Below are 20,841 nucleotides of genomic sequence, written 5' to 3'. Positions count from 1 at the left end.
ACATTTTTTGTAAGGCAGGTGAAGCCCGCCAACAGCTGGAAAGCATCTAGCGAATCATTTACGAAATACGTAAGAACGTAAAGACATGAGGCTGCAAGATTTTCTGACTTCGAGAGGGATAACGATGGCATCTTTTGCCACCACAGTAGGGACGACGACAGCCACCATCAGCCGCGTCTCTGATGGTGTGGTTGTGCCGCGCAAGGAACTAATGAAGCGTATCTACGCCGCCTCGGACGGGCTGGTGACGCCTAATGATCTGGTTGGCCTCTATTGTGTCGAGCCATGTACCCAGACTGTGAATGCCAAGGATCACGGCGATGATTGAAACCCTGTTGATATCCTTCACCGGCCTGCAACTCATCCTCCTGCTCATCGTCACGGTTGTGGGCGGGCTGGGCATTGGGTTGTTGGCCTACAGCACATCCGAAGTGGTGATCGGCTGGGGTGTCGTGATCTTCCTACAGTTCATCCTGTTCTGGACCTCGGCGCACTTGGACACAGTGCTCTACGGCTATGAAGCCGGGATACTCGGAGTAAATCCTGACGCCTACGTCCTGCTGCATCATGGGGTGCAAATCGCGATCTTATGGGCAAGTTTTGCCGCAGGCCGGGCCTACGCATTCCGAAACAGCAAATGATCCACATCATGCATTCCGTTCCAAAATTCATCGTTGCCGCGTTGTACGCAGCGCTTTTTCTGAACGGTAGCCCATCGAGTGCGGAGAACTACAGAGTACCAGCATCAGTGGAACGCCAGGTATCTGGTATTCTGGGGGAGGCTATCGAGGCAACTCAACGGCTTGCTCGTCCGACTTCAATGCAAGCAATGCAACAGGGCGGCATCCTCTTCGTCCGTTTCACAATTGCTGATGGTGACATCGGCGGGGCACCGACAGACAACGATCCAACCCATAGTCGCATATTCGGTAAGCCGTACAGCGAACGCGCAGAAATACGGACTGAGGACGCCCTCCGCCGCGACTCAGTCTACGAGGTGAGCTTTCAGGTGCGGTTTGTTGAAGGCTTTTATGGGGACAATGAAACCTTTTTCCAAATACACACCGGTCAGAAACCGCCCTTGATGTTCTTCTTCCGCCAGTTTGGGCGAACCCATCTGCTGGCAAACTTTATGCAGGGCTGCACCCGCACCTGTGGGCACAATGATCGGCCTGACTATGTTCGTGTGAAGGAGTTCTATCCTGCGTCCGGCATGTTTGGACGTTGGCATCAGTTTCGGTTCCTGATCGACACGAGGAACCAGGGTCAGATGTCGATCTATGTGAACGAACAGCCATTCGCCACGAACCAGCCGGTCACATTCCCATCCCAACACCGCCCGTACCTGCGTTTCGGGGTCTATCGATCTGGCAGAGAAGACGGGAACCGTACCTCTGTTATTGATTACCGCAACCTCAGTATTCAGAGGGTTGGACAAGCCGGTCAGTGAGTTCTCGTCCGACGGTCCGTCCGCCAAGCGGCAGGTCTGGTCATGCCGCTACGCCAACAGGATGGATGATGTTTCGAAATGTTTCATTTCGGCGCTTTTCATTCTTCAAGAATGAAGCAGGTGCTCGTCATGTGTGACTGAAGGGGCCGTTCCCCGTTGGCCTTGCTTTGTTGATCTGACTGACCGCGAACCAATGCATTCGTGAAGAACAAAGCGTTCGTCCGGGCGGAGTAATTCGTTTATTCTTCAAGAACATACGTGAGATCACGATTTTCCAACCACTCTGCATTTTCATTGAATCACGTTAGCCATTCGCCTAGCTTTGGGATGCGCGGTGCAAACTCACCGCAGCCATCCATCAGGTCCGATTCCTGGTAACATCCTAGAGGAGTTATGCGATGTTCAAACGCGCAAACGGGGGCACTTCGCCTCCAAACACCACATCCAAATGCCACATCATCAGGCAGCGGACGACTGGCCACAAACGTGGTCCAGTTCATCTTCACGGGTCTCATGCTCGATCAGCAGTTCAATTGCGTCGCTGACCAGTTCGCCCAATGACCGGCGTCCGGTTTGCAGGACATGTACCTTGGCTTCGACCAGAAGCTCTGGGTCTAGGTTTCTGATGGTGTGACGGTTTCCTGACATCGTTTTTCTCCCGATTGGTGACACCAATATTTAGGGAAACAAGACCGTCACAGCATACGTAGCGGCCAACGTCGCCGGTCAGCGCAACCCAACCCTAAATACCTCGTCAGCCTGGTACGTCATGTCGGACCAGACCCACTTCGTGTGGATTGATGCCCCGTGGCTGACGCACATCAACTCGGAAGCGTCCAGCCCAGCGTCCGTCAAAGGGTGCCCAGGCTGATGCCAAGGCATATGAAGCAAAGAAACCAAACACGGCGGGTCAATCGCGATGAAATCGAAGTTGCCCGGAAAACATCCAAGAAGGGTCGTCTGCAACGCACGTTGAGCAAGACGATCTTCTCGGCAAGATACATTGCCTACGTCATGAGCAACCCAGAGGGCCTCCTACGGATGCCGTATCTGATCCGGGAACTCCAAGCCACAAAGCGCATCCTGAAGGCTCTCAAGAAGCGTATAGACGATCCCAAGTGCAAAGCCCTCTATGAGAAGATCAACATGCTGGATGGCAGCACAAAGCCGACATCGCCCCTCTGTGCCATTGCACGCCACCTGACAGCACGATCCATGCACCTCGATCTCGACAGCCTGTTCTTCGAGGATTGTATGGGGGAGTGGACGATGGAGACCATTATCCATGGCATCGCCCCCTTTACGGACGACCAGCGCGGAGTGGTTGGCGTCGCCCGTGAGAGCTTCAAGACGATCCAGAACGCCATGAAGGCCGCTGATGCTGGCTATGTCGAGGTTGGTGCCTTTGAGCCCGATCTGCGGTCCAGTGACGAGTTCTTCGACAAGGCCGCCCTGAAACGGCTTTGCATAGATCAGGGATGGGACTTCCCGGAAAACGGGGCCTTCGTTGTCTGTTCCCATCGTCTGGTCCGGGTCCAAAGCGATGATCTGTATCAGTCACTGCTAGACGCTGAGTTTCCAGGGTACCGCCGTGTTCACCGCAAACACATGGACCGGAACAAAACCTTGCAACAGAACTGGGAAGACATTCTGGATTACATCTGGAAACTCGAAGAACTGGTCAATGGTGCCAACGGTGATGCCGAGATCGCCGAGGGTGACTGCCGTCGGTGCATTCGTGTCACCGCACTGGGAACAACGACCGATGGTCTGAAAGGCCGTAAGCGTGAGGATGCTCTGTGCGACTTTGGCTTGTTTCTGGACGACCTGGGTCTGGACTTCTTCAAGATCAACCACGTGAATGTCTTTGCCAGAGCCTGGTACAACAAAGACGAGCGTATGATGTTTACTGCTCAGGGTATCGAACTTGCGGATGCGCCTGGTGTTCGTCCTCAGGATTTACACACCCACTGCAACGACGCTCCTCGCCGTCGTCTTCTTCAGGAAACACCGAAGTATCCGACGATGCCAGTACATGATCGGGCCCGGCTGCTATTCGCACAACGGGAGATGGAAACGTTGAATACGTCGCGTGAGGTGGGGCCGCTGATCCCATCAGGGCAGAAACTGGTGTTCACGGACCACACAGAGGGCTTTTCCATCCCAATCGTTGGGTATGGTGCCCGGTCTGAGCAGAACAGACGACGATCTGACCAGATGAATGCCGAGAGCAGAAGGTTGAAGGTGGAGCAACGACAAAGACGACGACAGCAAGCATCACACAGGCGTTCAAACACCCACCGAAAGCTCCCACCATAGAGACAACATAACAGAGCCTTCGCGTCTGGCTAGGTGAACACCTTAGCTACAGACTGTCCTGCTAGAGATTGCTCAAGGTTTTTCCTTACCATGCGTTCACATCGCTGATCACGAACTAGTGAAGCTTGACCATCAATCGTCTCTCGCATTATGTTCTCTATTTGTTCCCGTGGGGTGTACATGGTTAAACGGTCAAGCAATCGTAACAAGCTGGATGACACGGCCTACCCGATCCGGGTCAAGCTGAAGGTGCCAGACAACGGACATGGCATAGCTCTCGACCGCTACAACCAGTACCTGAACAGTCATATCGGCCCCGGCCAGTTTGCTTGGCACAGTTCAACGACACTCGGTGGACAGGCGTCAGCAGTCTATTTCCGTGACCTCGATGCAGCCAAGACGTTCTTGGCAGAGTTCCCCACACTGGAACTTGCAGACGCGACGGATCGATTGCCTTACAACGCGGTGTATAAGGACGAGTGGACCAGTGAGGACTTGTTATCAGTGTGTAATCTGTACCGAATGACTTCGGCCCAATCGGCCATCCGTGAACTGTTCGATGACCTCAAGGACGATACTGGCAACCTTCCACCCCTTGAGGGCATTTACCCCGACTACCCGGCACCTGTCATCTACAGGGCGGATAGCGCCCTCACGATGTCTATGTTCAGATGGGGTCTCCCTAGCCCCGCCTTTGCACTGAAGGGCAAGAAAACTGACCGTGGTGTTACTAATGTCCGCAACACTCGTTCACCTCATTGGCGAAGATGGCTGGGGGTCAGACATCGGTGCGTGGTGCCGTTCACTTCGTTTGCTGAGCCGCATAAGCCCACAGGCGGATCGTTTCAGAACGTTTGGTTTGAGCTGCCAGACCAAGAGATTGCATTTTTTGCAGGACTATGGACCCAGTGGACTTCAGTCAGGAAGCTCAAAGAGGGTGAGGTCACGGCCAACCTATTCGGGTTCCTAACAACCGAACCCAATGCGGAGGTCGCAGCAATCCACCCGAAAGCCATGCCCGTAATCCTTAGAACCAACGAGGAAATCTTGACATGGCTGAATGCACCGGAACCTGACGCACTGTCGTTGCAACGGTCTCTACCAGACGCATCACTTCGTATAGTAGGAAATCGAGTCTAGCAATCGCGACCCTGCCGCTCGTCAACTCTTGCTTGCCAGGTTTCGATCAAAAACAATGCCATGGAACCAGCTAGATTTACCGTCAAAGCGGCATGACGTGGCTTGAATGGGACTCGCAAGCGCCCCCCGGCATGGGCATCGCCACCTTTGTTACGTAGCGAACCAATACTCTGAACAACACTCTGACAGTTCCCTAAGATAGTTTTGAACAGTTCTTCTTGGTGCTGCGCTGGAGCGAGCTTCAAGACCTTTGAAGCTTCGGCATAAAGTTTCGGGACATTCCACTTTGCCTCCCATTCTCCTCCGCTGTCTTCGATGATGTGTTTGCATACCTCTTCAAGCAGTGTACTTGCAGCGGTAACAGCGCCGTCCGGGTCCAAGGTTCGCCGGTCCAGAGCCTTTGCCCAAAAAGCTTGGACTGCAGGAGCATCATACACGTCGAGGCCCTCTGTGATCGTTGCGTCTGCCGCACTTCCACCTGACTCCAGATAGGTCAACAAAGGTATGAAGGATTCGGTTACGTGGCCCCGGCGTATGGCCCAAGAACCTGAGCCACTTGCGACACTCGATAACGCTGACTGCACCGAAGCAGCATCATTTGAGAAACGCACAAAGTTTGGCAGAAGCCGTTTACTTTCCGGGTCGTCCATTAACATCCTTCTGGCACGTTTATACCCAGACTCCGAACCCCCTTGGGTCGTCAGGCCAATGATGTTGTTTCTCAGAAACAATGCGCATTCAAAAAGGTCATCGGGAATGTCTGGCTCATCGAAAAGGCCGTAGCTCATTTACCATCTCCGATTAAAAACTTCGCATCTGTAGTCCCACTAGAGAATTGCCAACACTGTCACAAACACGCGACTGTACGTAAACAGGACTTTAAGGGATTGTTCCACTGAGACGACATAGAGGTGCCGATACGGGCATTGCCGGAGGTCTAGACCTGACTGATACGATGCCTTCTTGATTGCACACAGCGGCCTTAGGGCTTGAGGACTGTGAAGTTCAAATATCTTACGCCCAAGACTGAAACCAAGTGCAGCAGAAATCAAGATTCAGAAGATCGTGAAGCACCAGGCAGCCATCGATATAGTGTCGGCACCGAGACGCCTACCGCAGCAGCCGCGTCCCTCACGGGCGTCCCGTTGGACAACAATTCGCGGACTGCGTTCACCTTGTCATCCGTCATCTTCTTAGGACGACCACCAACCCGTCCTTTTTCCCTGGCAGCCCTCAACCCCGCTTGGGTCCGTTCGATGATTAGGTCACGTTCAAAGGCGGAAATTGCACCCATCACATGAAACAACAGTCTGCCCCCTGGAGTGTTTGTGTCGATGGCTTCAGAGATGCTCTGGAACTCGATACCGTGCCTGTTCAAGTGATCCATGATCTCGATCAGATGTGGGAGGCTGCGGGCCATGCGGTCTAGCTTGTAAACCACTAGTTTGTCTTCAGCATGTGGACGAAGATAGGCAAGGACCTCGGCCAGCACCGGTCTATCCTTCTTTGCGCCAGATGCAACCTCAGTGAATACCTTTTGGCATCCTGCTGCCTCTAGTGCCGCGATCTGGGCGTCGATGACTTGGGTGTCTGTGCTGATACGTGCGTAGCCTATGTTCATTCGTTCTCCTTCTCAAAACTCATCTGCACTGTAGCGGTGTAAGTGATTCGTTTCGATAGGGGTTTATAAGAATCCTGCGATGTGTAATTTATGGTGGTGGCTTGGTTCTCCCAGTACCTGTATCGAGAATTGCACAAACGTTCGTTTTCGATAACCACCACGGATCGACGTTCCGCCGGTCAGGTCATATCGTAAGGATATGAGATTTCATGAAGATGGCCCCATCATACCAGACAGCCTACTTGACCGATGCGATCAAGGTCGTGTCGTGTTCCTATGTGGCGCAGGGGTATCCCTACCGTCAGGGATGCCGAGCTTCATCGGTCTGACGCAGCATGTGATTGAGTTCTTCGATCCGCCGGTGGACTCAGAGATCATGACGGCCTTTCAACCATGGCTAGACAATCCCTCCGGTTCGAACATGCCACTCGATCAGGTCTTCAACCTTCTTCACCAAGAATACGGCAAAGACGCCGTGAACGCCCTCGTGACAGAACGACTGCAAGCACCGTCAGTTGACGGGTCAGCAGGTGGTCATCATGACCTTATCAAGCGAGTGTCATCTAGCCCGAATGGTGTGCCACAGATCGTCACCACCAACTTTGATTTGTTGTTCGAGGCAGGAGGACCCACGACGGTTTATGTTCCACCCGCATTTCCCGATCTTGCATTTGGCTCGTCCATCGAGGGTATTACCTACCTTCATGGACGGCTTGCAGAGGTCGAAGCAGAACGGCACCCGTATGTCTTGAGCAGCGCAGATTTTGGGCGGGCCTATCTTTCTGAAGCCTGGGCAACAAACTTCATCAGGAACCTACTAGAACGATACACTGTGGTCTTGGTGGGCTACCAGGCGGAAGACCCGCCGAACAAATACCTACTTCAGGGTCTCAACCACGATGGTCAGTATGATCGGTCCCGCCTCTTCGCGTTTGACAGGGGGACACCAGAAGGCATTGAGGCGAAGTGGCGGGATCGAGGGGTCACAGCTATCGCTTACACCGATCACGACCATCTATGGCAGACCATGGAAGCCTGGGCTGTTCGTGCTGATGATCCGAGGGCATGGCGGGCATCTGTGATCGATGGTGCACAAAGGGACCCAAAGACACTTCTCGCCTACCAGCGGGGACAGATGGCACATGTGCTAAAGTCCGTGCCAGGTGCGAAGCTCTTCACAGAGGCCGAGCCGTCCGCACATCCTGAATGGGTCTGTGTCTTGGATGCCAATGTCCGATCTGCCCAGGAAGCTACTGGCTACGGCGATGATGCGGAGACCTTTGATCCACGGGATGCCTATGGCCTAGACGACGACCTGCCTCGCATCACAGATGAGGATTATCGACGTGGCGTCACAAACGACAGCCTGCTGGTTTGGCGTCACGGGGATGAGAACCCAAATGAGCCGCACCGTCTCGGAGGACGACAAGCCGAAGGATACGAAGCTGTCCCACCTCGGCTGTGGCATCTCCTCACCTGGATCGGGAAGAACGTTAACAGCCCCGTTCTGGCGTGGTGGGCGATCAGGCAGAACGGTCTTCACCCTCGCCTTCTACAGCACCTAGCGTGGCGGATCGCGCAGTTGCCAGACTTGCATGAGCAAGCCCGGCATACCTGGAACCTGATCATTGAACACCACAAAGACCCTAGGAATCGTCAGTGGGACGGCGATTGGTTTGATGTAAAGAAGCGCATAGACACTGAAGGATGGAACTCAAGCGTTCTGCGGGACTTCGGTCGGATTTGTGCGCCACGGATCGAGATCAAGCCACCCTACCGCCTTGGTGGTGTTCAGCCGCCTAGTGGAGAATGGGGCGACCTACGCCTCGGTGACCTCGGACAATTTGAGGTGAAGTTTCTTGAGCGGCACAACGAGGACTTACCCGTCCCAGATGACATGCTTGGGTCAGTGTGTGGCTTGTTGGAACAAGGGATGGTCGCGGCGTCCGGTATGTTGGCCGACATCGGCACAACCTACTTCGTCACACCGACCTGCTACCCTGGACGTGAAGTGGATGGCGAAGAGCGGGCTTCTGATGCTGGCGAGGTGATGGGGCTGTTTATCGAACTCTTCGATAGGCTGGCCGAGCATGACCAAGATACCGCCCTTGGGCATGTTCTTACCTGGCCGGAGATCGACAGATACTTCTTCCGCAAGCTGAGGCTATATGCATTCTCCAAGACAAAATTATTCACCGCTGATCAGGTCGCTTCTAGACTGCTGGCTTTGGACCAGGATATTTTTTGGGATACGGATGTCTCCCGCGAATTGATGTTCCTGATCGTCGATAGATGGCCAACATTTACCGATGATGACCGGATCGAACTGGCTGAACGCCTCCTGCGCGGGCCTGACAAGGCGTCATACTGGTCCGACGAGGAGTATCCCGGCATCCGCGACGAGTTTGCAGCAAGGTATGCTCGTTATCTCGAACTACAGGGATGTGTCTTGCCCGAAGCTCAAGGAGCACGGTTGGCGGAGATTATCTCTGGCATCGACAGATGGGGCGACGGATGGGCCACTTCAACGGTTACCCAGCGAGGCAGCCGTGTCGGATGGGTCGGTACTGATGAAACACCAGATGTCGTAATCGATCTCCCTGTGAGTCAGGTTGTTACCAGGGCCAAGCAAGACCTGGAGCGAGACTTCGACAACTTCACCGAAAGGCGGCCCTTCACCGGATTAGTGAAAGCGAAACCTGCAAAAGCACTGTCGGCACTTACTGTTGCTTCGAAGGATGGGGACTATCCTCAGGGGTTCTGGAGTGCACTGGTCAACGAAATGCCAGCCGATATCTCACCACGACTGCGGCAGGTCTTCTTGCACCGACTTTCCCGATTGCCGAATACGGTGGTTAAAGAGCTTGGACACACACTTGGGCGGTGGATTGAGCAAAACCTTGAGAGCATTCTAGAGTTCGACACTGATCTTGGGTGGTTGGTCTTCGATCATATCGTCGATGGGATCATAGACGGAGGACCTAACGCAGCAGAAAGCGGTCTTGGTGAAGTTCGTCGGGGCGGTCAGGTCATTGATCGGTCACGCCGCACATACGGCCATGCGATCAACGGCCCGTTGGGTATGTGTACAGGTGCTCTGTTCCGCGCTGTTCCCGGAGAACAGCAAGAAGCTGGTTCACTGGTTCCCGATTATATTAAGTCGCGACTGGAACGCCTCTTTGCTGCGCCAGGCGAAGGGTCGGACCATGCCGTCTCTATCACCGCAAGCAAACTGAATTGGTTGATGTTTGTTGATCCTGACTGGACCGAGGAACGGTTAGTGCCGATGCTGGCATTCGAACACCCGGCGGCAGAGCCCGCATGGAATGGATTTCTACATGGCCAGAGGGTGCCACGACCACAACTGGCTAGTCTGACTAAGCCACTACTCTTGGAGTTGGTGCCATGGGTCTACCAGCAGCAATGGGATCGTGACCTCTCGAAGGTGGCGGCGCAATGGCTTGGTTTCATGTGCATCTTCAATCGGGATGAGCCTCATGGGCTGACCAGGAATGAGATGCGTAACGTGTTGCGGAATATGTCTGAAGACACCCGTAACGACGTGATCTTTTGGCTTGGCCAGGTTGGGCAACGCAACGAGGATGGATGGAACGAACTGGTTATCCCATTCATCCAAGATGTTTGGCCCAGAGAGCGCACATATCGAACGGCTTCCTCGACCTCATCGTGGGTAAGTCTCATGGATGACACGGCCCAGGACTTTCCCGCCGTGTATGCAGCGATCAAGCAGTTCCTGGTTCCCGTGGAAACGGATCGACATCCATTCTATCGGTTTACCAGGGAGTTGGATGGCGAGACCCCACTGACAGCACAATTCCCAGATACGACCCTTGATCTAGTCCACACGGTGACACCACGAAAGCTCAGCAGGCCGCCTTATGAGCTACCGAAGATACTGGCAGTAATTGATGACACTGCACCGGAGCTTAGGTCGGACCATCGATACCTGCGACTCATTGATCTCGTCGAGAGCAACTGACCACTTCATTCAACGGGAATGTGTCACGACAGAACGGTACTAAGCTTTGACGACCCGTCGCTGCAAGCCTCTGTGGTACCCCAAAGTGCTTCGGGTCAGGGTAAGATCGCATCATGTCTGATAGCAGACCTTGCCCATGGTTCAACGCATCCTGTCATACCGACCTTCCTGGATTCTGCGCTTATCAGCATGGCACGGATCGACCGACATCTGTTGGTATTATCCTTCCACCTGCCGTCATGTAGAGCGGTGCTGCATAAGCACGACGCAGACCAGGTACGCCTTTTTCGGATGCGCCAAGGTCGGCGTTGGCCACGTCGATTGCACCACATGCTTCGTCTACAGTTACACTTGGAGGAATTGCAGCCAGAAGTGCGATGCGAATGGCGTCAGAATTAAGATGTGGAAGAGAACTCCAAGTGCAAATGCGGAACCGACCTTTAGGACTTGGTTAGATGAGATAGCCAACAAAACTCCAGAAGCAATGAAAACACCTGGTGCAAGGACTGAGTTAACAATGAAATTGCTCAATGTTGAGTAGAACGGTTCCGGTTCTCGCCAATCCTCCATCCATGCGTATCCACCGGATTGGGCGTACACGTAGTACTCAAGGAATAGTTGCAATCCTGCGACTATCATTTGACCGACCAAGAATGTCACAGCGATGTATTTGGCTATCTGGCCGAAGGAAACAGGAACGCTCATAATTCTCAGCAAGGCATAGATAATCATCGATATCACCAGCGTGGACAGTATCACTCCGTGAACGGTGACAATTAAACTCTGCTCGAAGAAACTCTCCGCGCTTGTGCTTTCATCTGCTGCAAAGAGCCTTGTCGAAATCCAGATAACGGCGGCTTGAAACTGAAAGTAGAACAACACCAAGGAGACAAGATTGATCTCAGCGACGACTACCCGGTAGAATTGCTGGGGACGTAAAACTGCTGCTCTTACAACTTCCCATGCGACGGTATAACTCTTTAAGAAGCTTTCCAATGCTTTGCACTCCGAGGACACGCGGACTGGCGTAATTGCAATCGTAAGCTAACCGTGTCGGTTAAAGTAGTCGAGATGAACGAATATAAGTTGGCTGCGATCAGCGCCAACGGCTACTTACAAAGCGGTTCGGTTGCGGACTGGAACAGGGCCTCACCTAGGCCAGGCTTGATTGGAATCAGCTATCAGACTATCCAGTCTATCTGTCTCAACCCCGAACCCCACGGAAGTCCGATGTAATCGCCGCGCACATGATCAAACCTACGCCCTGATAAATCCTGCCGGGCGTTTTTGTGTGACCAATCGATACATTGTGAGACTGTTATGACTATCCAGAAATACCCGCGTACGCGGCACATTGAAGGTTCGCGCCTTCAGGTCGGCGATATGGCGGATGACAAACCAATTAAAGAGCTTTCAGGCCAGCCCTTGATTGTCGAAGAAAAGCTCGACGGGGCCAATTCCGCTGTGTCCTTCGACGTGGATGGCAACCTGCTGCTGCAAAGCCGCGGGCACTATCTGACCGGTGGTGGCCGGGAAAGGCACTTCGCCTTGCTCAAGACCTGGGCTGCGGCCCATGCACATGTCCTGCACCCGGTGCTGGGGCACCGCTTCGTCATGTATGGCGAATGGATGTATGCCAAACATACGGTGTTCTACGACCGACTGCCCCATTACTTCATGGAGTTCGATGTGCTAGACCGGGACACTGGCCTGTTCCTGAGCACGGCGGCTCGTCGGGCTTTGCTGACCGGACTGCCGATCATGCCGGTGCCTGTCGTCCATGCAGGCGAGATCAGGTCCGTTGACCAACTGGTCAGCCTGATCCGGCCTTCGCCGTACAAATCGGAAGAGTGGCGTGACGCACTGGTACTGGCAGCAGAGCGGTCTGGCAGCCGCCCCGATATGGTTGACCAGCAGACAGAGGATAGCGATCTGGCCGAAGGACTGTATCTGAAGCAGGAAAGTGCGGACCACGTGGAGAACCGCTTGAAGTTCGTCCGTGCTGATTTCTTACAGGCGATTGAGGCGGCTGACGGACACTGGCATGACCGTCCGATCCTGGCCAACGGCTTGGCCGATGGCGTCGATATCTTTGCACCCACGCTGGGTATGGAGGGGGCCTACGATGCTTAAACCCGTCAAACCCGTCGTAACCCATGAAAACCTGCTGGACTTGGTGCCCTCTGGTCCAGTTTGGCAGGTGGACTGGGGCGAGATTTGGTCTCTGTGGCCGGAGCTTGTCGTACTCGACACCTGCCCGCAGGACCCGGTCCACCATGCCGAAGGTGATGTTGGCACCCATACACGTATGGTGGTGGAGGCTCTGGTAGCGGACCCTGACTGGCAGGCTCTTCCCGATCTGGACCGTGCCAACCTGTTCTGGGCCGCCGTCTTGCATGATGTCGGCAAGCCCGCCGTGACAAAGCATGAGGATGACGGACGCATATCTTCCCGTGGTCATTCCCGTGTCGGTGCATCCATCGCACGGGAACTGCTGTGGTATGCGGGGTCTCCGTTTGCCTGGAGTGAGGCGCTGTGCGGGATCATCGCCCAACACCAACTTCCGTTCTGGCTGATCGAACGCCCTGATCCGCAACGTTTGGCGATTGAGACATCGTGGCGATGCAGACCGGATCATCTGTGCCTCCATGCCAAGGCCGATGCGCTGGGTCGGATATGTCGCGATCAGCAGGCGATACTGGAGAGTGTTAGCCTCGCTACGTTGACGTTCCAGGAGGCCGGTTGCTGGGACCATCCGTTCACCTTCGCCAATGATGAAAGCCGTGTCGCTTTCTTCGAACTGGAGAACCGCGATCCACATTACACGGCACACGAGGCATTCCCGTGCACTGTCACAGTCATGTCCGGCCTGCCTGGAGCGGGGAAAGATACCTGGATCAATAAGCACCGCCCGGAACACCCGGTTGTTAGTCTCGACCTCATCCGGGCCGAACTGGGCGTCACTGCAACTGACAACCAAGGTCAGGTCATTCAAGCCGCACATGAACGGGCCAGAGAGCACCTGCGGGCAGGACGTGATTTTGCCTGGAACGCTACCAATGTGACACGACAGAACCGATCACGGGTTCTGCGGCTACTGCGGGACTACGGTGCCCGGATCGAGATTGTCTACCTCGAACCCGGCCCTGATCAACTGCGCCGTCAGAACCGGGATCGTCAGGATGCGGTACCTGATGCTGTGATTGATCACCTGGCGAAGAAGCTGGAACCACCACAGATGTGGGAGGCTCACAGCCTGCTTGTTGTATCATGACCGCCAATACTAACCGGCAGGGTAAATATCCTGGAGGATCGAGAACCTACTGGGCTCGGACCAAAAGGAACATGAAATGAGCAAACCAGATTATCGAGCAAACACGTTGTCGTCTGATCTACCCGACGCCCTGGAGTTTCTGAACCATGCCGGTGATGAGGAGTTACGTGCGTTTCTGCGGCGTTTGCCCATCTTCGCGGGCAATGATGGTGGCCCAATCACAATAGCCGATTTGGCTTATGAGATGCGGTTGCAGCCGTTTGTGATGGAGGCGTGGTCGAGAGTTGGTGGCAACCATGGCATCCCGGCCCGGCTACTACAGTTGAATAGGGTTTACAAAAAAGCCGAGGCTGAAATGGAACGGCACACAGGAGAGCGTCGGCGGCTACCGAGGGTCATTGACGTGCCCAGCTTCATTGAAGTGTATGCGGCGTTGGGACTGCCATAGCGGCTCTCTCAGTGCCTGATCGGTGCTCCCTGACCAGTCCACTAACCCTCTCCTAACCTCTCTGAAAGGCGCAGAAGGCTGGGTGGTGGCCGGTAGAATTGATCATACCTGTCGTGGTGTCTTAACCCCTTAAACCTGTCTCACCATTTTGACTGAAAGCCTATTGGAGCGACTAGCTGTTTGCTTCTTGCTTGCCATGACGCAGGTCACTTATCGACAGTCGCTTTCCAGGAGGGATACCTAAACCTGACACTGACAGGGTAGCGCCGGTCAAGCATCTGGGTCATCATGGAGGCCATGAAGACAGATACATTGATCTACGGCGAAATGTCTTGTGAGATTTCGAGCCGCGCAGACGGAAGCTACTCAGGCATCCTTAGGTACAAGGTATTTGAGAATGGTGAGTTCACCGGTTCAACTGTAGATAGCATCTCGCAGCAATTTAAGGCCGTTTGCGAACTCGTGGAGAACGGCGCTCAGGTTCGGCTTGGAATAGTGATGACCGGCTACCATGACGAAAAATACAAAGGGGACGTGTTACTGATCGACGGTGAGGTCATCGGGTCTTGGGAAATGCAAGATGACGATGAGTGGAGTGTGTTCACTGCCACTGGCGCATCTGAATGTACGCTTGAAGCACCATCTCCATGGATGCTGCACGATAGTATCGCAGAGTGGCACTCAGACTCTAGTAGTTGAAGATCAGCGTGTTTGACCTCACCTAGTAAACCAGAATAGACGAAGCAGCTATGACTGACAAATGGCGCACGCGACTAGAAGTGACGCATTACTGTATTCGGCCAACGCCCGTTCACCCGTCGACGAAAAACCTGTTCGCGGGGATGCCGTATCAGGTCGAGCATCGCGGGGCGATCTAGATCACCCTGCCGCCCGACTATTTCGTCAGCAGCATCGGAATGAGACTTCTTTTTAACTATGTTTGCCACGTCGCAAATCGCTGAAGCATAGCCAACCGGCACCGCCTCATCTTCAGGTCGGGGCGTCCAGTCATCGTGAAGATTAATTCTGAACCAACGCTCTGGAATCTTTTGGCAACTTGCCAAGAAGAATCCGTTTCCCGCCATCGGCCCAAATGTTTCGTGGATCGTCTCTTCAGATGGAGCTTCCGGCATGTGCCCTAGGCTACTAACTAACAACGCACCACGAGCTATGTGCACCGATCTGTTCGAGACACTGTATAGTTCTCCAGACTGGTTCGCCCTCTTCAGGTTTGACAGTGCGCTCTCGGATAAACCACTCCAGTAAGACAGAACGATGTCGGGAAGCGGGAGGGTCCGCTCCTTCATCGCCTGAACCGCCTCAACAAACATGAAACGCCGAAATCCAAGTGACGTGGGTTCATATGACACATTCGCGCTGGAACCGCGCACAGGGAGCCGAGGTAGGAGCCGCTTCAGGGCCATGAGCATTTCTGTGAACTCAAGCATTTCTACCACAACGAGCGCAGCTACGTCGGGCTCTACCCGCGCCTCGGACGCTGCGTGCGTCATTGCCACCAGTCCCAGCACATCAGAGAATGCCTCTCCTTGCTGAAGTTGCTTGAGATAGTCCCACCGATCTCTGAACTTGATCCCTTGGATTATGTCGCCACTGAAGACACCGTCGGCGTTGAATTTCTGCACACACTCCGGTTTCAAGAAGCGGATAGACTGACCAGGAGAATGCCTATTCGCTTCGCTCTCGTTATCTTCATAGGTGGCGGTCACCCATGCGGCTATTTCGTTCAGCGGCCCAGGCTTGTTCAGGGCGAGATGGCCGATCTCGTGCCCAGTAACAAAGGACAGCACCATGCCTGAAGTGAGCGCGTTGAAGGCTTCCTCGTTTGGTGCAATAGGCCGCGGAAAACGCGGGAAGTGCTTTTGTGAACGAGCGTAGCGCCGCAGCCTGTCGTTTGCCTTCTTAGCAACCAGCAGAGCCAGCCCCTTCTGGTCGGTGCTATAGAAGAATTCAGATGCCCGGACCATGAACTCGATATAAGGGAATATCGGCCTTTCGTGTAAGAAGCTCTTGGCCAAGAGGAAGCTCACAGCATTCGCCTGCTCCACGTCGATCAGTGCAAGCTGCTTGGAGCCGAACGACAAGGTGGTGCTTGACCACTCTAGTGTTGATACTGGCAGGGCATTTGGAGTTTCCTCGCCGAGGCCGAATACAGCACTCAGATAGCCGCTGGCTGCTCGTATCTGACGACGATCTCTCAAGATGACTGGATGCGCGACCTTTCGTCTGAAGAGCGACTTAACCTTCTGTCGTTCAGATGGGTCGAGACCACTAAAGGTGGTCATCAATTGCTGCCAAAAACTCTTTCAACTGCGAGGGTTTGAGGTTCTTCATCCGGATAGTGGTATCGCCCTTTTGAATCTCTAGCTCACCCCTTTTGGCCACCAGGTAGCCGAAGACCGCCGTTATGACGGGAGCGATGTAAGGAGAAATCGATACCACCCAAGCCGCTACCGCTGCTCCATCAAAATTATCGGATAGGATCGGCTCTCCTAGATCGATGTCCTGATCCAACGCCTCAGCGACTCTGAGGTCCTTCCAGAAGACCTGGAAGTCGCCAGCAACATCTGCGGGGACGCGGACTATAAACTCACTCATATCGACGGTCAGACCTTTTTCTAGCTTTGTTAGCTTACGTCACTTGCGTGGCCGTTACCATCGTCATCAAGAAGACCAATGTGTTAGGCTATCCAGACATGGGAAAGTGCAGGAATCTGCCGACCATATTGGCCCGCGCCTGACGCGGCGATACAGTGTTGCACCCATTTTCGTGTGCCAATAGAAAAGTAACTGCCAGTGAAGTTTCGATACATTTTTTGACTCTCTCGATACAATCATCCAGCCTTTCACACCAGAAACTCAGAAGTCTTCAATAACTACAGATACTCAGATGCTGCCTATACCTCATGCAGACTTCGATTCCAGGGTCGCCCACCATTTTTTCTAATATCCGTTTTTCGAGCGCAAAACCATCCGGTGCGACCCACTGGTGGGACATATTGCATGTGTCAAATAGTGTATCTAGTCGCACCCAGACAGGTTAGTTTTATTTCAAGCAGCCCATGATTTGCGCGCATACCGCGCCGCGTTTGTTGGAAAAGCCCCGCGCCGCGTTGCCCAACGCAAGATCACCGGGCCGGGAAAAAGGGGATGAGTTGGATCTTGCCCAATTCTTAAAGGCATAGGGCGCAAAGAGCGGTAGAAAAATTACTCGGCCACACCAGGCATCAAAGGCAAGGCAACTGAGTGACACATGGATAAATGCACCCCCGCACCAGAAGTGCAGCGGGAGGTACAGAATGCAGAAACGAGCAGCATTTTATTGGTCGGTTGGTCACCGTCGCTCAACTGACCTGCCCTGCCGAATCGCGAGAACCGTGCCGGATCAAGTCGTCCAAAGCTGGTGCATGTGTGCGACACAAGAAGGGCACCATCATTGGTTCGCGTGAGAAGGTTCCTGTCACCGGTCCCGATCAAGAATAACAGCCGCTTTCTCAAAATAGTCCGGCGCTCCAAAGTTACCGGACTTTAGCGCGATGACAAGCGTGTCACTTGCCCGCAAAGCAGGCACGCCTGGATCAATCTCCGGTCCAATTTCGAGCGCTTTCAGATTCAAACCTTCAACAACGGCACCCGATGTTTCACCACCAGCGGTGAGGATCTTACGAATACCTGCGTCAACCAATTGGCGCGCGACCTCTGCGAAAAACGATTCAAGTGCCTCTGCGCTTTTGTCCCGTCCGAATTGCGTTTGAATCTCCGCCACCACCGCAGGATCAGCCGAACTATATGCCAACGGAACGGCATCCGCATTGATCAGCCATTGGGATACGGTCGCAGGGCTCATTTGGCCTGTCATCACCATCGTCGCATCGATTTCATAGGTTGGGTTGGTCTTGCTGTGCAAAGCAACCTGCGCGCGCGTTGCGTTTGAGCACGACCCCGACAAAATGACACATTTACCGCTTTCGCCGCGCCACTGCGTTTTGTCAGATGTCATCTGGCCACGCTTTTCGAAATTGCGCGGCAGGCCAAGTGCTACGCCAGACCCTCCCGTGATCAGTGGCAAGCCATCAGCGGCAGCGCCTATTTCCATCAAATCTGCATCTCGCAACGCATCCACAACGATCAACCTGTGACCGGCGTCTTGTTCTGCCTGAAGCGCGTCCTTGATGGCCTTTTCACCGGACAGAACCGCCTCTGCATCGACGTGACCAACAGAATACTTGGTTTGCGGTCTGAGCCAACGCCGAATGTCGGGGTCTGTCATGGGTGTCAGCGGATGATCCTGCAAGCCGCTTTCGTTGAGCAACCGATCATGGACGAAAAGATGCCCCTTGTAGATCGAACGGCCCGTGCCGGGAAACGCGGGGCAGACGATGACCTGTTGCGCGCTCAAGGCATCTGCCAAAGCATCGGCAACCGGTCCGATATTCCCTTCGGGTGTAGAGTCAAAGGTTGAGCAGTATTTGAAGAAGATCTGCTCGCACCCTTGTGCCAGAAGCCAGTTTAACGCCTCCAAGGATTGGCTCACGGCATCCTCAGGCCGGATGGACCGTGACTTGAGGGCAATGACCCCCGCCTCAACGTCGCTTTGCGCAGGTGTGGATGGGACGCCGGTGTATTGCACGCACCGCATCCCCTGTTTGGACAGCGTGTTCGCCAAGTCTGACGAGCCGGTGAAGTCATCCCCGATACACCCCAACAACATCATGTGTCCCCCGGCAGCGTCAGACCCGCATTGCGGGCATAGACCTTGGCAACAGCTGCGTCGTCTTCATGCCCCAAGCCGGAGCCTGAGGCGGCTAAAAACTGTTGCAAGGCAGCAGCGGTAAGAGGTGCCCCGAATTTGGCGGACTTCGCCGCATCGAGGACAATGCCAAGGTCTTTTGGCCAGATATCAACCGAAGAATGCGGGGTGTAGTCGCCCGCCACGATATGCGGCGCGCGGTTTTCCAGCATCCATGAGGTGCCGGCGCATTGGCTGATCACCTCAACAAAGGTTTCGGGTGCCACACCTTGGGTTATCCCAAAGGTCATCGCCTCGGCCATTGCCGCGATGTGCACACCGGCAAGCAACTGATTGACCGCCTTCATTGCAGACCCCGCACCCGCGCTGTCACCCAGTTCAAAAACCGTGCTTGCTGTCGCATCGAGCACAGGCCGCGCGGCGGCGAAGGCTTCGGCAGACCCGGAGGCCATGATGCTGAGAGCCCCTTCGCCCGCTTTTTTGGATCCGCCAGAAATCGGGGCATCAAGATAAAGAACGCCCGCCTCGGCACATCGTGCCGCCATCTGGCGCGCAAACTCAGGTGCGACAGTCGCGCAGGCCATGACCGCCGCACCCGGCTTCAGCCGCGCCACGACACCTTCTGAGCCGAAGAGAACGCTTTGTGTCTGCTCTGCATTCAGCACCACGACGACCACGACATCCAAGGTCCCGGCAATCCCAGCAAGGGTTTCGGTCTCTCCGCCTTCGGCTTGAAACCGCTCTGCCGCTCGTGGGTTAACATCATACCCATAGGTCGCATGCCCCGCGCGCAGCAATGATTGCGCCATACCGTAACCCATGGAGCCCAACCCAATAACGGCGATCTTACTTTGCATCAAAAAATACCTCTCCTGATTTCAGGTTTGTGTTTTGCGCCTATGTGCCGCATCGCTTCGATTGGAACGGACCCGCCAGACCGAATCCGAAGAGGTGATAAACATCTCCGTTCCGGTGTCCCCACCAAAGCAGATATTGGAGGTCTGTGACGGGAGGCGTATCTTGCCCAGACAAGCGCCTGCCTGATCGAGACAATGGATACCGTCCAGGGCGCTGGTCCAGATGAGCCCCTCATGATCGACGCGAAACCCATCTGGCACCCCCGGCGTAATTTCAGCAAAGACCTGCCCGCCTGACAGCGTTGTGCCGTCCACCTCAAACACGCGAATATGGTGCGGCAGGCTGTGGTCTATCCCTGGAAAGCTGGCGCCGCGAATGGCCCCTGAATCGGCGATGTAGAGCTTGGTTTCATCCGGTGAAAACGCCAGCCCGTTTGGTTTGTCAAAATCGGTGACAACGGCCGTCAGGGCGCCATCAGGTGCTGCGCAAAAGACGTAGCACCCATCAAGCTCGCTTTCGGCCGGGTAGCCTTCGACATCGGAGTTGATGCCATAGGGAGGGTCCGTGAACCACACGGACCCATCCGATTTGACGACGACATCATTGGGTGAATTCAGGCGCTTGCCCTGATAGCGATCTGCGATCACTTCGACCGCTTGCGCGTCTTCGGGATCAAGCCGCCGAATGACACGTCGTCCGCCATGTTCGCATGAAACCATGCGCCCTTGTGCGTCTCGCGTATTCCCATTTGCGAATTCACTGTTTTGCAGCGCGATACTTGTGCCTTGCCCGTCTTGCCACTTCATCATGCGCTTGGCGGGAATATCATTGAAGTAGAGCGTGTCGTGGATCCAGACGGGTCCTTCTGTCCATGTATAGCCTTGGGCGATCAGTTCGGGCGGGTGGCTGGTGTCGACCATATCCGCAAATGAACGGTCAAAGCTTTCAAAGTACGCTCCCATA

The 20,841-nt window shown here is 54.5% G+C and carries 19 protein-coding genes; 10 read left to right on the top strand and 9 right to left on the bottom strand.

Features of this window, described 5'->3' with window-relative positions; all coding sequences use genetic code 11:
* The first annotated feature begins 124 nt into the window (after positions 1–124).
* Genes Q1A63_RS13730 through Q1A63_RS13720 form a run of 3 tightly spaced genes read left to right on the top strand, consistent with a single transcriptional unit; the run spans position 125 to position 1,450 of the window.
* Positions 125–328 (top strand): hypothetical protein, encoded by a 204-nt coding sequence (locus tag Q1A63_RS13730; protein WP_299632088.1) that lies wholly within the window; start codon positions 125–127, stop codon positions 326–328.
* On the top strand, positions 321–641 hold the full coding sequence (locus Q1A63_RS13725) for a hypothetical protein (RefSeq protein WP_299632087.1): 321 nt from the start codon (positions 321–323) through the stop codon (positions 639–641). Before Q1A63_RS13730 ends, Q1A63_RS13725 begins: the two co-directional genes overlap by 8 nt.
* The gene (locus tag Q1A63_RS13720; RefSeq protein ID WP_299632086.1) at positions 638–1,450 is read left to right on the top strand and encodes a heparin lyase I family protein; all 813 of its coding nucleotides are present in this window, start codon (positions 638–640) and stop codon (positions 1,448–1,450) included. The genes Q1A63_RS13725 and Q1A63_RS13720 overlap by 4 nt, the downstream gene beginning before the upstream one ends.
* Before the next feature lie 459 nt (positions 1,451–1,909).
* On the opposite strand, the gene Q1A63_RS13715 is transcribed toward Q1A63_RS13720, so the two are convergent.
* Positions 1,910–2,098: a hypothetical protein gene (locus tag Q1A63_RS13715; RefSeq protein WP_299632085.1), complete on the bottom strand. Its 189-nt coding sequence runs from the start codon at positions 2,096–2,098 to the stop codon at positions 1,910–1,912.
* A gap of 366 nt (positions 2,099–2,464) precedes the next feature.
* On the opposite strand from Q1A63_RS13715, the gene Q1A63_RS13710 reads away from it, so the two are divergent.
* Entirely contained in the window at positions 2,465–3,769 is a 1,305-nt protein-coding gene (locus Q1A63_RS13710) for a hypothetical protein (RefSeq protein ID WP_299632084.1), read from the top strand.
* 180 nt (positions 3,770–3,949) lie between these two features.
* The gene (locus Q1A63_RS13705; RefSeq protein WP_366524358.1) at positions 3,950–4,909 is read left to right on the top strand and encodes an SOS response-associated peptidase; all 960 of its coding nucleotides are present in this window, start codon (positions 3,950–3,952) and stop codon (positions 4,907–4,909) included.
* On the opposite strand, the gene Q1A63_RS13700 is transcribed toward Q1A63_RS13705, so the two are convergent.
* A complete protein-coding gene (locus tag Q1A63_RS13700) occupies positions 4,906–5,697 on the bottom strand; it encodes an abortive infection family protein (RefSeq protein WP_299632083.1) in 792 nt (263 codons plus the stop codon). The two genes, Q1A63_RS13705 and Q1A63_RS13700, sit on opposite strands and share 4 nt — an antisense overlap.
* 260 nt (positions 5,698–5,957) lie before the next feature.
* Positions 5,958–6,530: a recombinase family protein gene (locus Q1A63_RS13695; RefSeq protein ID WP_299632082.1), complete on the bottom strand. Its 573-nt coding sequence runs from the start codon at positions 6,528–6,530 to the stop codon at positions 5,958–5,960.
* Positions 6,531–6,837: 307 nt separating this feature from the next.
* Here Q1A63_RS13695 and Q1A63_RS13690 point away from each other — a divergent pair, with 307 nt between their 5' ends.
* Entirely contained in the window at positions 6,838–10,530 is a 3,693-nt protein-coding gene (locus Q1A63_RS13690) for an SIR2 family protein (protein WP_299632081.1), read from the top strand.
* A gap of 345 nt (positions 10,531–10,875) precedes the next feature.
* On the opposite strand, the gene Q1A63_RS13685 is transcribed toward Q1A63_RS13690, so the two are convergent.
* Positions 10,876–11,547 carry a hypothetical protein gene (locus tag Q1A63_RS13685; RefSeq protein ID WP_299632080.1) on the bottom strand — a complete coding sequence of 224 codons (672 nt, stop codon included), beginning with the start codon at positions 11,545–11,547 and terminating at the stop codon, positions 10,876–10,878.
* A 366-nt stretch (positions 11,548–11,913) separates the two neighbouring features.
* On the opposite strand from Q1A63_RS13685, the gene Q1A63_RS13680 reads away from it, so the two are divergent.
* The 4 genes from Q1A63_RS13680 (at position 11,914) to Q1A63_RS13665 (ending at position 14,951) form a co-directional block, all read left to right on the top strand.
* On the top strand, positions 11,914–12,663 hold the full coding sequence (locus Q1A63_RS13680; protein ID WP_299632079.1) for an RNA ligase family protein: 750 nt from the start codon (positions 11,914–11,916) through the stop codon (positions 12,661–12,663).
* Positions 12,656–13,804 carry an AAA family ATPase gene (locus Q1A63_RS13675; protein WP_299632078.1) on the top strand — a complete coding sequence of 383 codons (1,149 nt, stop codon included), beginning with the start codon at positions 12,656–12,658 and terminating at the stop codon, positions 13,802–13,804. Before Q1A63_RS13680 ends, Q1A63_RS13675 begins: the two co-directional genes overlap by 8 nt.
* Positions 13,805–13,880: 76 nt before the next feature.
* Positions 13,881–14,252, top strand: coding sequence for a hypothetical protein (locus tag Q1A63_RS13670; protein ID WP_299632077.1), 372 nt, complete (start codon positions 13,881–13,883; stop codon positions 14,250–14,252).
* A 288-nt stretch (positions 14,253–14,540) separates the two neighbouring features.
* On the top strand, positions 14,541–14,951 hold the full coding sequence (locus Q1A63_RS13665; RefSeq protein WP_299632076.1) for a hypothetical protein: 411 nt from the start codon (positions 14,541–14,543) through the stop codon (positions 14,949–14,951).
* Positions 14,952–15,025: 74 nt separating this feature from the next.
* Here Q1A63_RS13665 and Q1A63_RS13660 read toward each other — a convergent pair whose 3' ends face one another.
* From Q1A63_RS13660 to Q1A63_RS13640, 5 genes are all read right to left on the bottom strand, one after another.
* Complete coding sequence (locus Q1A63_RS13660) at positions 15,026–16,555, bottom strand: hypothetical protein (protein WP_299632075.1); 1,530 nt, start codon at positions 16,553–16,555, stop codon at positions 15,026–15,028.
* Complete coding sequence (locus Q1A63_RS13655; RefSeq protein WP_299632074.1) at positions 16,542–16,868, bottom strand: hypothetical protein; 327 nt, start codon at positions 16,866–16,868, stop codon at positions 16,542–16,544. Before Q1A63_RS13655 ends, Q1A63_RS13660 begins: the two co-directional genes overlap by 14 nt.
* 862 nt (positions 16,869–17,730) lie before the next feature.
* Positions 17,731–18,981 carry a 3-oxo-tetronate kinase gene (gene otnK / locus Q1A63_RS13650; protein WP_298972630.1) on the bottom strand — a complete coding sequence of 417 codons (1,251 nt, stop codon included), beginning with the start codon at positions 18,979–18,981 and terminating at the stop codon, positions 17,731–17,733.
* Complete coding sequence (gene ltnD / locus Q1A63_RS13645) at positions 18,981–19,877, bottom strand: L-threonate dehydrogenase (RefSeq protein WP_298972496.1); 897 nt, start codon at positions 19,875–19,877, stop codon at positions 18,981–18,983. The genes otnK and ltnD overlap by 1 nt, the downstream gene beginning before the upstream one ends.
* Before the next feature lie 21 nt (positions 19,878–19,898).
* Positions 19,899–20,840 (bottom strand): SMP-30/gluconolactonase/LRE family protein, encoded by a 942-nt coding sequence (locus Q1A63_RS13640; RefSeq protein ID WP_298972495.1) that lies wholly within the window; start codon positions 20,838–20,840, stop codon positions 19,899–19,901.
* Between the last annotated feature and the right edge of the window lies 1 nt (position 20,841).

The sequence above is a fragment of the uncultured Roseobacter sp. genome (genome assembly GCF_947499265.1).
GTDB lineage: Bacteria > Pseudomonadota > Alphaproteobacteria > Rhodobacterales > Rhodobacteraceae > Roseobacter.
Note: the sequence above shows the minus strand (reverse complement) of the source record. Positions and strands in the feature narration are given on the sequence as shown.